Origin of the sequence: Shewanella sp. MTB7, assembly GCF_027571385.1 — a bacterium.
Taxonomy (GTDB): Bacteria; Pseudomonadota; Gammaproteobacteria; order Enterobacterales; family Shewanellaceae; genus Shewanella.
On the sequence record NZ_CP085636.1, the window covers coordinates 1210852 to 1225292 of the forward strand.

A 14441-nucleotide genomic window follows, 5' to 3' on the forward strand; every position below is an offset into this window, starting at 1 on the left:
CGTATTTAAATCAATTAATCTTGCAAAGAAAAGGTCAGATTAGCGTTGGTATTGACGTTAATCTGACCCTGTTATTCGACATGAAACATACTACTTAGGACTATTGGTCTCGAACCAATCGAACAGACGCAGAAGTATATGTTTTCGAAGTATTATTATAACTCTGTCCATTATAGAAAAAGAGATGCTCTGCCTTATTTGAATCATTAGGATTGGTGGTACTTGACCAATAACCTGATTGCAAAGGGGTATTAGGGAAGTAGGCACCATTGATCATTGGGATACCATAATTGGTGTCTACCAGGCTTTCTAGCTCCTCTATTGTTGGTAGTCGCCACCCAGTAGCTGAGCCACAAAAATCAGTGGTGTTTACGCTATCTTCAAAGCGTTGGGAATTACAGAAAGTGTTACTGTCATTTGCATCATAACCAAAGCAAAAATTACCTGAGGTGTTTGCGCCTGAGAAGCCACCATTGGTTGTCGGGTCGGGATCAAACCAAGCATAAGCATCATCGGCGTCATGTAAGCTCTCTTTTCTTATCCCATTACTATTACGTTTCACTTCCCAGATAAGATTAGTCGCAACATCTTTAACGCACGACCACTGGTTACCCTCACTTTCACTGCCTGTGTCGCTCCATGGCAGAGTTTGGTTAGTAAGTGGGTTGCCGATATCATCGAGCTTGATAAACGGCGCCGTCGTTTCTTGGATCACGGGCATATTTGACAATAGTTCATGGGTTGCTTCTATTGCCCCCACATTGATTGCGGGTCCAACACCGCCAACAGTACCTGTTCCACCAGAATTGTCGATCACATCTTGTGTAGTACAAGCGCCTAAATGACCAATAAACTCCAATCTACCTTTAGTGCCACCACCGCTAGGGCCTGAGACATTTTGAACGCCAAATTCAAGGTTAAAGTCAACGCCATTACCGGTACCTGAAAACGTGTTACTGCCACTTTCACTAGGGCCCCAAGATGCCATTGTCGATTGGCTGTACTGGGTACGCGAAACGATTCGGTTACCAGTTTGATTAGTTAGATTGTTTAAATCAATGTAACCCATATTGTCTGACTTAAACTCATCGATAATGACCTTGCCGCCGCCACATGAGCAAAAATCTTGCTTTAATTTGTGAGTGACGTTGGATGCACTACCGAAATCAAACCATGACAAGGCGCCATCCCAAACAATACCTTGGTATTGCGTACCGTCAAACACGTTATTTACCACTGGGTGGCTACCCGCACTGTTTACCCACGAATTAGCAAGACTGAGATCAACCGTGACATATTCATTACAGCTTTCAGGTAATACGTCAGTGTAAATCACCTCATGACATTGGTCGGTTACCGTGGGGTCATTAGGATCACAATCATCATCGTTCAATGCACCGTCACCGTCTAAGTCGATAGGTGTAGAGTCTGGATTGGCTGGATCGCTACCCGTATCTTTCTCCTCTTCGTCACAATAACCATCGCCGTCGGTATCAACACAAGGTTGATCGCCGGTATTGATACATAACTGCAGCAGTGTAGTATCCACTTCTGTGTTTTCAGATACGAGAACATCAAGCCCTGCACCACTGGTATTACTCGCGTTGAGCACCGTGATGAGGTTAGGTGTGCTTGGCAAACTCGGAATGTTAAATAAACCATCAATGATGTATGCCACTCCGCCATTTAACGTGCCGTTAGGCCATTGATTGACGAGCGCGCCCGGCGCAGTTGTAGTAAAACCTGTGACCATGTTGCTCATTGCGGTGTTGGCTAAAAATACCTTATCGTTGCTTGCATTTGGACCACTGGCACGGGCATTGATCATGAACTGGGCTTTAGTGATACTGCTGCCATTGGGTAGGGCTAAGGTATCAATAAAGGTACTGTCCTTTTCACTAATTTGATCATAAGTGATTAGGTTACCCGCTAGCGATAACAGAGCTGCACTGGGGCTGTTTTGATCCGAACCTGGCGTGAAATCATCGGGCTCACCACCAAGGATTTCGTAGTAAATGTCGCCTTGATCAGCATCACAGGTAAATTTCTCTTTTAGAACCGAAATCACCTCTTTAACTGGCAGACCTGTGGGTTTTTGCGGCGTTTTAATGCGACAAGCTGCAACGGCAACAAAATCGACATTGGTGGTCGGCATTATCACCAGATCCAGATTAGTTTGCCCAACTTGCAGTTTGTCGAGCAGAGACTGAGAACCAGATTGATTGTGTATATTTTGTAAATTTTTAAAATACACATGGGGCGATACACTTTGCCAAGTGGTGCGAATGTCGCTAACAGTACCGCTGACATTGGCGCTTGAGCTTAGATTTGTAGCGTCGCCTATGGCAAATATGTCGAAGTAATTTGGCGTATCAGCAAGGGTAAAACCTCGCTCTTTCAATCCCATGACCAATAGACCATTGGATAGATCACTTGGTAAGTTGGTTAAGGTATCTGTAAACACATTGGGGTTAGCTGGCGATATGCTGGCATCGAAATCATAAGGGTGAACTAAGTTATTCGGTACCGTGCCTAACCAAGTGGTTAATGCAGCAGATGGAGCCGTACTCTCTATGTTAGTAGTGGCGAAATTATCCGCCATGCCGTACATAAAGATCTGTTTTTCCTCGTCATCTTTACATGTTAATTGCTCAAATGCGGCTTCATAAGCAAGAGGCTCTTTTTTACTGGCCCTGATGTTGTAAGCGATGTTAGTGGCTTCTTTGTTGCTAAGCCTAAACATTTCATCGGTTACTGGTGATTCAACTTGGAGTTTAGGGATTTCTGCAACACAAGCTCCCCCATCATAGGCAGTAATACAGGGCACTATGCTTGATAAATCGATGGGTGGGTATGGATCATCAGGGTTTCCTTCACAATATTCAGGTAGTCGGTCACAAATACTTTGAGAGTGAAGAGTGAGATCCACCAATGATTCAGCCATCGCTTTTATGTCAGCATCATAGGCTTGTTTTAACGATAATCCGTTGCCACCTAAGAGCTCAAGATTCGAGTTGAATGCTTGAAATATGGCTTCATTTTGCTGACCGTTGCCATCGAGTTTAAAGTTTTGTACTAAATAACTTTTGGCTTGCTTTAGATTGAGTGGGATAGCATGACCACAGCACCAATCGTCTCCTAGTTCTTGTGCATATTGAACCACACCTAAGGCTAATAGGTTGAATGGCGATGCTTGCTCTTCTCCCACGGGGAACGACATGAATCGTTTACCCTCGAAAGCGATGAAACTTCCAATTCCTGTTGCTTCAGGTGGGGCTAGCTCAATTAATATTCGTGCGTCTGGCGCGAGCTTATCAATGTCGATCCCTTGGTAAACTTCGGTGATCGCGACGGGCGTAGCATCACAGATAAAATCTGCATCTTCGTCTATACAGGCTTTCACCTGAAATGAAGTGGGTATTCCTGTTAATTCTGTTTTGGGTTCAACCACGGGAACGGGTTTCTCTTCTGGTTTTGGCGGGGTGGCTTTCTCTTCACCTCCACATGCCCCCAGCCCCGTTATCATGATAATTAAGATACTTAATCTGGTTAAAACGTTCATCTTCAACTCCTCATAGAGCGCTAATTTGATATTTATCTCGTTAGTCACCTAACCTTGTTCTTCCTTGACTCTTTATATATTCGCCTCGATTTTTCCGGCAAAATTACAATATCAGCGATGGGAATTTACTCATTAAAATACAAGGGATAAAAGAGGGGATGTTTGAAATTTACCTAATTTTACCCAAGGGTCTTTCTGTTCTAAAACAATTAGTTACTATGAAATCACCTTGGCGTTTCTGAGAGTAAACGGATTCGTTCGATTTCCCCACTACGTTTATATCGGCCCATAGACGCTGTCTATAGCACAACCAAGCTTTAGTCTTGGTGTGGTAACCCCATGCTTGCTAATCTGAACCTAAGTTGAAGTGAGGAATACAAGAGGGGCAACATGGAACAGCAAATACCACGACCTAATGCAGATAAGGCTGAGTCACGACAAAGTTGGGTTGATGTAGAGGGATTTTTACAACCCACTGTGGAGTGGATCAGTGAATATTTGGTCGATGAATCTTGTTACGTACTTGGTTATAACTAACCCAAATGGGTTGTGTAGTGATCAATGGTAATCGCTGATTTGATATTTCGCGCGATACTTCAGCCTGTTGTGGAAGCTCAGAGCCGCATCTACACCAGTTCATCTATCTCTTCGGTTTTGACTTGTCTGAGTAAGTCGCTAACACGAAAGCACGCCCCAAAATGAGTACAGTGTTTAATTCCCAACCTTCCCAGCCATCTGGTCCCGTCTACATTTTCCCGTCAAACTTATTGAGCTGAATATGGATGCCTATTGGGCAAGGTTACTTTTTTCGGGACGAAGTGCGCCTCCCGAAGAGGTTAACTCCCCAGAGAAATTAGTGATGGGGATCAAAGGCACTATGCAGGGGATCGGTTATATTTCCAGTCGAGATTTGACGAATTCTTTAAAAGTGGTTTATCGATTTGAAAAGTTTTAGTCGAAAGCTGTATTTTAAAGTTGCATTGGCAATCGCCGTTGGGGCAGCAATTATTGCGGCTTTAAGTTCTATTGTGTTCTATTTTGGTGAGATAACTCGAATTCAACAACGCTCTATAGCAGAGATCAATCAACTTTCAGTGACTGTTGAGAAGACGGCTTCTATTGCCATATACGTTCAGGATATCGAGTTAGCCAATGAGATTATTTCGGGTCTGACGATGAATGATCTTGTTTCTCAAGTGGAGTTGGTGAGCGAGTCCGGTTTTAAGTTAAATTCTGGGTTAACTATCGTTGATGGGGTTAGATAATGTCGAAAAGATTCAGCTCTTTCATCCTTTTAGTGAGAAGGAGTTAATTGGGGAGTTATGGCTGTTAGCCGATGAGGAATTTATTAATAGTAACGCCAAAAACTCAGCATTGAATCAAGCCTGGATGTTAGCCTTACTGACCGTTACTATCGCTTTACTTGTCTCCTTGATTGTACACCAAGTGTTGACCTCACCACTTAATGAAATAACCAAACAGTTTGAAGAAGTTGAATCAGGTAAAGAGATTGAAATTCAGGTACCTAGATTTCACCACCAAGATGAAATTGGCAGTCTTGCTAAAGGAATAAACCAACTTATCTCTCTTCTTAACAGTTCCATCGAATCAGAGCGGAAAATGAGGGAAAAAACTGAGGCTCTGGAGAAAGAGTTTAGGTTAATCTTTGAACAGACAAGCGCTGGGATCTGTTTAATTGATAATGATAACCGCTTAGTAACGGCTAACTCTGCATTTCAGAATATTCTTTTAAAAACTCATTCAATACCCGATGCCATTGGGTTAAAGCTTACTGATTGGTTTCATAATAAAGATGAGGTGGATAAGTTTATTACTAGGATTAAGCAGAGTAATAAGCTCGATACCGTAGCTTTGGATCTTAAATTGAAAACCACCGTTGAGCAAGCTGATTGCTGGGTTCACTGCCTATTTTCTAAAGTGGTGGATACTGATACTGATAACTCCCTCATTATAGAGGTTTTGATGTACGACGTAACAGAGAGAACTGAGCGGGAGGTTAATACACGTTTCGAAGCTGATCATGATGCTCTGACTCATTTGAAAAATAGACGTGCTGGAGAACGTTTATTAGATTCTCTATTTGAACAAGCTCAAAAAAATAATGAGATAGTGGTTATTATGAACATAGATTTGGACAAGTTTAAAATTGTAAATGATGTTTATGGCCATGAAGCAGGAGACTCTGTGCTCATCGAAGTGGGTAGGCGTTTAATGTTGGTATTTAGAAATGATGATATCTGTATTCGCTGGGGAAGTGACGAGTTTGTTGTCGGCTGCTATTTTGATGCAAATAGATTAGAGGGTAGAGGAGAAACAGCAATTGCAGCTTTAGGTGAAAGATTAGTCGTTGCACTGAGTCAAGATCTCACATTATCGGATGAGGTGGTCATAGAGATGGGGGCCAGTGTTGGTATCTCTATCTTTCCACAACATGCTAATGATTTAGAAAGCCTGTTAAGTGTTTCAGATCTGGCTATGTATCAATCTAAACAAGCTGGGCGAAATCAGTTTAGTATCTTTCAGCCTGAGTTGTCTGCCAGTGATTTTAACTCGTAGATGAATATAGAGTCTGTAAATAATTGTGGATAACTACCTTTCTGTCAGTACCCTATGTGGGTCATTGGAATCTGTTACGTGAATCCATGCTCTCCAGTAAAACTATCAAATAGCAAACCATCCAAATACCAATTCAGTTCAATGAAACCAATCCACCCACCAATCCCAAAGGATACTATTGGTTATCAGATCGGTTAGGCTTATTTGTTATCTGACAAGATTCCTTATTACTTTTAAAAGCTAGATCCTGGTTGAGACAAAAACTCTAACTCATCAGCTGTTGAGGATCGTCCTAAGATCACATTTCTATGAGGGTAACGACCAAAACGGTCGATAATCGCTTTATGCCTCTGCTCAAAGTTGAGGCTGACCAGTGCAGCTTCACGGCTGAAAAGGATTATAGCTACCTCGTGAATGCGTTTAGATTCACTGTGCATATAGGGCATAAATAAAAAGGGAACTTGCTTGGCTTTAAGTTCCAAATCGACGCCACTCGCGACGGCTTCTTGGGCTAAGGTGAGCGCCATCGGATCGGCTGTAAAGGCTTGAGGGGTGTCGCGGAATATGTTTCGAGAGAATTGATCCAGTACGATGATCTCGGCCAATCGTCCCAGAGGTGTGACGCGCCAGTGATACAACTCGCCCGCTTTAGCTTGTTTGAGTAATGATCCAAAACGGAGACGAAGTTGCTCATCAAAGTCATGGTCTTTAACCCAATGACATTTAGGCGCTATCTCTTCAAACCAAAAGTTTATAATGGTGTCTGGCGTCATATGACAGGTTTGCACTAATACTTTTTCCTCTACCTGTTCCTTGCTATTCAAGGTGACTCTCCTCTTCTTTGAAGCCTAGATTTTAGAGTTTCGATCCTAGGTCCTAGGTTTTATGAATCTATATCCAGTTATTGGGATCATTGGCTGTGATAGCAAGGGCTCGTTCGGCGATAGCTCGAGCATCTTCAACTGGCATATAGGGGATGGTTTGGGTGCCACTGGCTAGGCCTAACTCAAGATTGGCAACGCCACGCTTGCGCTGACCTTTTGTTTGGGTGATCGTCACATGTTGCACTTTTATAAGGGAGATCAAGTGCCAAGATTGGCCTAATACGCCAGTGTGTATCCAACAAGTATTGCCGTTAAATATGTAACCCCACTGGCGATATCTTAAGTACAGGCCTGCGGTGAAAACAAAACCTATGACCCACATTAGTTCTGTCATTGGATTAAAGCCCATTCCAATGGTGTTCACAGCTGGGACAATAAGCGGGAGCAGGGCTCGACGCCAAAACCAACCAAAATGTATTGGATTATAGTGGGTGGGCAGTTCTCTGCTTGCACTCCCAGCTTCACTTATCGCCGGCATTAGAGCCATAATTTCCTGTCGGCTCATGCTGGGAACCAACATATGCTTTTTTGCTTTCTGTTCAACTTCAGTCCCTTTAACTTGTTGAAAGTTGAGGGTCCAGAGTGTTAATAATCGACCTACAATCGGTTGTGAAAAACGAATGACCTGAACTCTGTACAGCGCTAGGGCATCATTTTGTTTGGCGATAATACCGCCAGTTCTGTGCAAAGTTGTGCCACTTAAACTTAGGCAGTATGGATAATATTTAAGTACCGCGGCGGCTATAGAAATTAAAGACAGCAGCAGGTAAAAACCGATAATAAGAGTGGTGATTAATAGGATTTGATAGAACAAGTTATCGTTTACAGCTAGGTAATACCAATCCAGTGCGCTTTTGGCAACTTGAGTTTGGACTATATCACTCCAGTCAAATTGGCTTAAAATTGGGCCCGCGATAATGGAAAACCAAAATAGATTATTTTGGTATAAACCAAAAAGAAGCAGATCCTTAAATCCTTTGCTGACTAAGATTTTCTCCTGGGGATGAACACTATCGTCAGTGGTTGGCAGTGAGCTAGCGTCTGCTGGTTTTGTCTCTGTTGAAGAGGCGCAGTGTTTAGACTGAATGCCGGCGAGCAGATGCTGCTTTATCGCCATCGCTCTTTGATAGCTCACCGCCGCGAGTACGGCTTCATCTTCTTTCGAACCTGCCGTTTCGACCACTAAACTGTAGAGCCCCATAGGTCTGAAGTAGAGGGGCTGCTCAAGACGCACATTTTGTATCCTACTTAAGGGGATCTCATTGGCTTTCTTGAAAATTAATCCGTGTCGAACCCCGAGCTTGTCATCGAATAAACGATAACGAAACATAGCCCATTGCACGATGGCATAGGTGATAATGGCAAGCATTACACAAACTGCTCCTATGATAAACCATGGGGAGTCAAAGCCCTTTTGCCAGCCGGTATACACAAACGGGATAATGGCATAGCCGTTACTCAATACCTGTCGAATCGTATTGAAGATGTAACTGACGATCGACCAAGGGGAGAGGCCTGACCATGAGGCCTGTGAGTTAGTGCTTGTCATTATCAGCGGTCTTTTCTGGTTGACTGTCAGTGTGAGTCTTAATGTGGTTGTCAGCTGATAAAGGCTCACTCTTTTGAGACGACTTGCCAGCCATACTAAGCAGATGCTGTCTTAATTTTTCAGCTGTTTTACTCTCTAAACCGGGTAGCTCAATCTCAGCACTGCCACTGCCAGCACTAAAACATTTCAGGGTTTTAAGGCCAAACTTTCGTTCCAGCGGACCTTGAGAAAGACTGATGTGCTGTAAGCGTGTATAGGGGAGTGAGATACGCTTGAACCAGATGATCCCTTTTTGCATTAAAAGTTCATGCTCACACACACCATAGGCAATGGATCTTGCGTAGCTGACTCTGATCCAGATGATAAAAGTGGCGATAAAAAACAGACCCGGAATAATAATGGCCATGATAAGCAGCGGGAGCTCAGCACCGATGAACAAAAAACTCGACATCGCAGTGATAAAGAAGAGGGCTACAGCGGCAGTTTCGATTAATACTTGGGTGTAATAGCGGCTCTCAATCGGGGTCAATGGTATTTGATCAAAGCCTTGCCAATCACTCTCAGTGAGTGGCTTATGTTCAATTTCAGGTTGCGCTGCTGCAGAGTTTACTGGTTCAGACATCATCAGTTTCCATCTTTTATTATATGAACGACTATATCAGTAACCTGTACTCTAGCTCTAGAGGGAGAAATATTTCCCTACAATTAAGTAAAAAATTGGAGTTTACTTGAGGTTAGCCAGTGTGAGAACCGCTTGTTGTCGGTTGATGACTCCCAGTTTCTGAAACAGGTTTTTCAGGTGAAATTTCACCGTATTCTCTGAAATTCCCATAGAGAGACTGATCTGTTTGTTGGTGAACCCTTGAGAAAGTAAAGGGCAGATCTGCTGCTCCCGTGATGAGAGATCCCAAGGGTTTTTCTGAGTACTATGGGACTTTTTGAGTTCCGATATCAACCAAATGAGTAAGGTTTTGCTCATTTGGTTGATGTCACTCTCATCAATATTCAGATTGAGCTTAAGCAATAACGCCTCTATTTGGTGAGGTAGTTCAAAGAAGACCTGTTTACAGCCAATTTCGGCAGCTAAGTGGAGCATTTCAGTCACTAAGCAGAGGGCTTTTTTTTCATGGCCAGTAGCATTGTGGACTAAACATTGGATCCCGAGGGCTTTGACCTGATCTATTTTTTGTTTGTTTTGTTGGGCAATCCCATTGAGTTTTTGGCTGTAGGTGAGCGCTTGATGACTCATGTTGCGTGATAAATAGTGCTTGGCGATGACATAATAATATTCACTGATAACAAACCACATAGGTTGAGGATCTTGCCAATAAGGCTCGCGAATGATTTGGCTGTTCAATTGGTTAAACGTATCGAGGTGACAAAATTTATCGGTGACTTTTAAACGCAGCACATCCAGTAGTTTTTCCAGTCTAACCAGGTGTCTCGACTGAGCCACTTGATAACCTCTTTGCAGGTAACGTTGGCATTCATCGTGATCATCGTGGACGAGTGCAAGATTGATGGCCAGTCTAAAGCTCACCGCATAAATGTCATGCCAGCAATCTTTACTTTCGAGTACCTTAATGCCACTTGCGAGCAACTCTTGGGCTTTATCTATCTGGTAAACTTGGTAATGGATATCGGCTTTAAGGCAACTTGCCATGGATTGTAATCCGCTATCTAAACCAAGGTGTTCTGTGGCCATTTGGCTCGCTTGTGTAAATAAACTCAGTGCTTCATTCAGTTGTCCCCGATAAGCCAAACTTTGCCCTTGATGGAAAATATTATAGTTAATGCCCACCCAGCAATTAGCCAGTTGCATCTGTTGATGGCTGGCTAACGCGGCTGACTCAGCATCATCAAACATCCCCAACTGGTTATGAATAAGCCCGAGGCCGGCTAGCACAATGCCTCGGCCCAAATGATCATTATCCTTAAGGGACTTAAGTAAACCCGTTAATGATTCAATGAGTTCACTGTTGGTGCCTCGGTCTAGATACAGGTCAATTAGCATTTTAATAATGGTAAAGTCGCGAGATTGACTTGAGCTGGGCGTGTTGTGTAATTGGTATTCGTTGAACAGGGTAAAAGCGAGCTCATAGGCGGTGGAGGCTTGATTGACTTCACCCAGCTTTAAGTATAAATAACACTGTATTAGCCCTAAAGTAGGAGAGTTTGTTATCTGCTCACGGTTAAATTGGCTTAAGAGTGATTCTACATAGCCAATACCATGGGTTAAGATCAGCTCCCAGCCTCCAGATGACGCTATCTGTGAGATAGCTAATTCAATGTGATTTGCACGAATATACTGGTTAACGGCTTCTTCAAAGTAGTCATTGTTGGCATAGTATTTGGCCGCTTTACACCTTAAGTCTCGACAGGTTTGCTCTCCCACCTCCTGCAGTAGCCGTTTTTTCAGGAAGTCTGCAAACAGGTGATGATAGCGGAAAAAACCTTGCTGGCTATCAATGGGGATAACCAAAGAGCTAAAGGGGATGATCTGTGACATTAACTGGGCTGAATTTTCTATCTCGCACACATCATTGGCGATTAACGGATCAAATCTGTCTAAGAGTGAGGTGTGTAGCAAGAAGCGCTGAACCTCGGGTGTTTGTTTGTGGTAGATCTGCTCAGACATATAGAGATCGAGAATATCGATGGACTGATTGAGCAGACGGGTAAGCGCGATCTCAGGGTGTTGCTGATGAAAGATGGCGATCAACTGCATCGCGACGACCCAGCCCTCTGTTTTTTGATGAAATGCGGTGATTTCACTTTGGCTGAACTGCTCTTGATAGAGCTGAATCGCTTCGTCAATACTGAGTTTAAAATGCTCTGGTTGCAGCATTAACATCTGCCCACTGGCGAGTAGATTGCCTATCTCTAATCTCGGTTGTATTCTGCTGGCAATAATCAGTTGTAGCTGCGGCGGACCATACTGCAAAATTTGATTGAAAAAATGTAAAATTACCTTGTCTGAGAGAAAATGAAAGTCATCAATAAACAGATAAACAGGCTGATTAATCCCATGTAATATAGCCATAATATCGATAAAAAAGGATTCATAATCTGTGTTGGCCGAGATACTGCTTGCCCGATTAATTAATTGTTTATCGGCGATATCATGATGAACCAATGCATGGCAAAAGAGATTAAAAAAACGGTTGGGCTCATTATCTGAAGGGTCAATCGCAATCCAGATAACTTGGGTATTATCTTGCTTTGTTAGTATCTCAAAATATTGTGAGAGCAGGGTGGATTTACCATAACCAGCAGGACTTACAGCGGTGATCAAAGCCTTGACACTTGCTTGAGTAAATTGTTCAAGCAAAGCGGTTCTCAACGACAGTTTTATCTGTTGCTGAGGCGGTTTAAACTTCTGTATTAGAAAGCTAGGTGTTGGTCTTTTTGGCAAACCCTTGTTCCTTTTTCTTGTTATTATTTGACCTATTAAATACTAAAAACCCTTCGAAACACACTTACCCACTCGCAACTACCCGATAGGGTAGTTTTTATCAGAATCTCTGACCGGCTACCCTTTCTCTTTATTGAACAAACCTTAGCGGATTGCAACACTTTAGTCACATTTGAACGTAAGCGAAGCAGATCGATAAGGGGGAGAGATGACCATATATTCAAGAGTCCTGACCGTAACATCACTATTAACAGCGTCATTAGTGAGCACGGTGTTAGTGAGTTTTTCACTGCAAGCCGCTGAGGGTGAGTCCCAAGGCTTACCTTTAAAAAACGAGGCGTTACAAGATAGTTCTTCGCAAGATAATGTCATGGAGGTGATTGAGGTTACCTCTAGGCAACGTAAAGAAAATATACAAGAAGTCCCCATGGCAATTACTGTCTTTGGTGAGCAAGATATTGAAGATTTAGGCATTGAACGCGCAGCCGATTTTATCTCGCTTACGCCAAACATGACCATGGTTGAGGCGCAGAACGCAGGGACTAGCTTTATCACTATCAGGGGATTAACCCAAGTTAGAAATGGTGAGTCACCTGTTGCGATTTCGGTTGATGGGGTACTGCAGATTAGCCCTAATCAATTTAACCAAGACCTTTACGATATTGCGCAGATAGAGATCCTAAAAGGGCCGCAAGGAGCGCTTTATGGGCGTAACGCGATTGGTGGAGCGATCAATATCACCACCAAGGCCCCCACGGATGAGTTAACGGGATACGCCGAGTTAGATATTGGTAACGGCGGATTAAAAGCCTTGTCTGGTGCGGTAAGTGGGCTAATGACGGACACGATAAATTACCGTATTACCGCCTCATATAAAGACTTTGATGGCTTGATTGATAATGTTTATTTGAACAGGAAAGTCGATTTTCAACGTGATAAAAACATAAGAGGTCGCTTTATATGGGAGCCCAGTGATGATTTCTCTGCTGATTTACGTATCGCGCGAGGAGAAACAGAAGGTGGCGCAGTTAACTACATTTATCAGCCGCTGCATGGCATTAATGATGCGAACGATACCAGCTCAGAGATAGAAGCCAATAATATCGGCGAGAATGATCGCCAAATCACCTCTGCATCGCTAAAGCTAGATTGGAATATCTCAGATGTAACGTCGGGTTTAATCCTCGCAGCTGATGAACTAACGGAATATTTATCAGGCGATCAGTTTCCCTATAGCCGCAATACCTCAGCCACATCACCTTTTGGTCCCAATGTATTCGACGGGGTGCAAACTCAATATTTAGATACCAGTTCCCAGAGCGCAGAACTGAGATTTACCTCCGATGATGATAAAGATTTTCGTTGGATAGCAGGTCTTTATTATCTACAGACCGAGCGTTTTATCTCATCATTTAATGGCTTAGATCTTGGCAAGGGTATTCCACGAGTCGAGAGAACACCACCGATTAATGATGACATTAGCCCTGCAACGGTTTTCTTAGCAGATAACAACAATAATCAAGCCTATGCGCTATTTGCTCAGTTTAATTATGATGTAACGGACACCCAAGAGTTGAGTGTGTCTGGGCGTTATGATTCAGATACTCGAGAGCAAACCAATCGTGCTCCAGTGAGCTTTGATCCTAACTCAGGCGAAGTGCGCGAAAAAACCTTCAGCAAGTTTCAGCCTAAGGTGTCCTATGTGTACACCGGGTTACCCAATATAAATCTCTATGCCAATTTTTCTGAAGGCTTTCGAAGCGGCGGTTTTAACCAAAGTGGTGTGGGCGCACTTGCGGCAACCGCGGGGTTAGAGGGGGTGAGTGATCTCTATAAAGCGGAAGAGTCGAGTAACTTTGAGGTGGGAATAAAAGGTCTCTACCCAGATATATCAACGCGTTTTAACGCCTCACTTTTCAATACCAGTATCGATAACCAACATTACTTTGTGTTTGTCGGTTCTCTGGGCGCACAAGTGTTGACCAATATTGATGAGGTTTCATTGATTGGTGGTGAGTTTGATTTCAAAACCTCAGTGCATGACAACATCGATCTGTTTGGTTCATTTGGCATGACAAAGAGTGAGATTAAAGCCTACAGCTTAAACCCTAGTGATGTGGGTAATAAGGCGCCTTATGTGCCTGAATATACCATCAACTTAGGCACTCAGATTCACGCAGAGCTATTCAGTGGCTGGCTTTCAACCCTGACACTAGATTGGGAGCAAAGAGGCAAGCAATATTGGGATCCCTCTAATAGCAGTCCCCGTGATGCCATTAACTTGGTTAATGCAAGATTAGGCTTTAACCGTGATGAAGGTGATTGGAGCGTTAACCTTTGGGCTAAAAACTTAGGTAATGAAGAGTATTTGGCTGAGTGGGTGCTAGGTGGGTTTGCTCATCCAGCTCAAGAGCGTACATTTGGTATCGAGCTGCGTTGGAACATGGAGTAAAC

The 14441-nt window shown here is 43.2% G+C and carries 10 protein-coding genes; 5 read left to right on the forward strand and 5 right to left on the reverse strand.

Translation table 11 applies throughout. The features are described 5' to 3' along the window. Window positions 1-100: 100 nt before the first annotated feature. On the reverse strand, window positions 101-3562 hold the full coding sequence (locus tag HWQ47_RS04935) for an Lcl domain-containing protein (protein ID WP_269970072.1): 3462 nt from the start codon (window positions 3560-3562) through the stop codon (window positions 101-103). Window positions 3563-3952: 390 nt separating this feature from the next. Here HWQ47_RS04935 and HWQ47_RS04940 point away from each other — a divergent pair, with 390 nt between their 5' ends. The 4 genes from HWQ47_RS04940 (at window position 3953) to HWQ47_RS04955 (ending at window position 6139) form a co-directional block, all read left to right on the forward strand. Further along, window positions 3953-4099: a hypothetical protein gene (locus HWQ47_RS04940; protein ID WP_269970073.1), complete on the forward strand. Its 147-nt coding sequence runs from the start codon at window positions 3953-3955 to the stop codon at window positions 4097-4099. A 241-nt stretch (window positions 4100-4340) separates the two neighbouring features. Then, the gene (locus HWQ47_RS04945) at window positions 4341-4517 is read left to right on the forward strand and encodes a hypothetical protein (protein WP_269970074.1); all 177 of its coding nucleotides are present in this window, start codon (window positions 4341-4343) and stop codon (window positions 4515-4517) included. Beyond that, window positions 4504-4827, forward strand: a complete 324-nt coding sequence (locus HWQ47_RS04950; protein ID WP_269970075.1) for a hypothetical protein — start codon at window positions 4504-4506, stop codon at window positions 4825-4827. The genes HWQ47_RS04945 and HWQ47_RS04950 overlap by 14 nt, the downstream gene beginning before the upstream one ends. After that, on the forward strand, window positions 4814-6139 hold the full coding sequence (locus HWQ47_RS04955) for a diguanylate cyclase domain-containing protein (RefSeq protein ID WP_269970076.1): 1326 nt from the start codon (window positions 4814-4816) through the stop codon (window positions 6137-6139). Before HWQ47_RS04950 ends, HWQ47_RS04955 begins: the two co-directional genes overlap by 14 nt. A 233-nt stretch (window positions 6140-6372) precedes the next feature. On the opposite strand, the gene HWQ47_RS04960 is transcribed toward HWQ47_RS04955, so the two are convergent. From HWQ47_RS04960 to HWQ47_RS04975, 4 genes are all read right to left on the reverse strand, one after another. Beyond that, window positions 6373-6912: a DUF924 family protein gene (locus tag HWQ47_RS04960; RefSeq protein WP_269971668.1), complete on the reverse strand. Its 540-nt coding sequence runs from the start codon at window positions 6910-6912 to the stop codon at window positions 6373-6375. A 118-nt stretch (window positions 6913-7030) separates the two neighbouring features. After that, the gene (locus tag HWQ47_RS04965) at window positions 7031-8572 is read right to left on the reverse strand and encodes a PH domain-containing protein (protein WP_269970077.1); all 1542 of its coding nucleotides are present in this window, start codon (window positions 8570-8572) and stop codon (window positions 7031-7033) included. Next, entirely contained in the window at window positions 8559-9197 is a 639-nt protein-coding gene (locus HWQ47_RS04970; protein ID WP_269970078.1) for a PH domain-containing protein, read from the reverse strand. The genes HWQ47_RS04965 and HWQ47_RS04970 overlap by 14 nt, the downstream gene beginning before the upstream one ends. 99 nt (window positions 9198-9296) lie before the next feature. Continuing rightward, window positions 9297-11987 (reverse strand): LuxR C-terminal-related transcriptional regulator, encoded by a 2691-nt coding sequence (locus tag HWQ47_RS04975; RefSeq protein WP_269970079.1) that lies wholly within the window; start codon window positions 11985-11987, stop codon window positions 9297-9299. Between the two features lie 208 nt (window positions 11988-12195). Here HWQ47_RS04975 and HWQ47_RS04980 point away from each other — a divergent pair, with 208 nt between their 5' ends. Then, window positions 12196-14439 (forward strand): TonB-dependent receptor, encoded by a 2244-nt coding sequence (locus HWQ47_RS04980; protein ID WP_269970080.1) that lies wholly within the window; start codon window positions 12196-12198, stop codon window positions 14437-14439. Window positions 14440-14441 lie beyond the last annotated feature (2 nt).

What these genes read in the sequence shown, in the direction of transcription:
- HWQ47_RS04970 (WP_269970078.1), bottom strand. Translation starts at nt 9,197, where the DNA reads ATGATGTCTGAACCAGTAAACTCTGCAGCAGCGCAACCTGAAATTGAA.
- HWQ47_RS04980 (WP_269970080.1), top strand. Translation starts at nt 12,196, where the DNA reads ATGACCATATATTCAAGAGTCCTGACCGTAACATCACTATTAACAGCG.
- HWQ47_RS04945 (WP_269970074.1), top strand. Translation starts at nt 4,341, where the DNA reads ATGGATGCCTATTGGGCAAGGTTACTTTTTTCGGGACGAAGTGCGCCT.
- HWQ47_RS04960 (WP_269971668.1), bottom strand. Translation starts at nt 6,912, where the DNA reads ATGACGCCAGACACCATTATAAACTTTTGGTTTGAAGAGATAGCGCCT.
- HWQ47_RS04965 (WP_269970077.1), bottom strand. Translation starts at nt 8,572, where the DNA reads ATGACAAGCACTAACTCACAGGCCTCATGGTCAGGCCTCTCCCCTTGG.
- HWQ47_RS04940 (WP_269970073.1), top strand. Translation starts at nt 3,953, where the DNA reads ATGGAACAGCAAATACCACGACCTAATGCAGATAAGGCTGAGTCACGA.
- HWQ47_RS04935 (WP_269970072.1), bottom strand. Translation starts at nt 3,562, where the DNA reads ATGAACGTTTTAACCAGATTAAGTATCTTAATTATCATGATAACGGGG.
- HWQ47_RS04955 (WP_269970076.1), top strand. Translation starts at nt 4,814, where the DNA reads ATGGGGTTAGATAATGTCGAAAAGATTCAGCTCTTTCATCCTTTTAGT.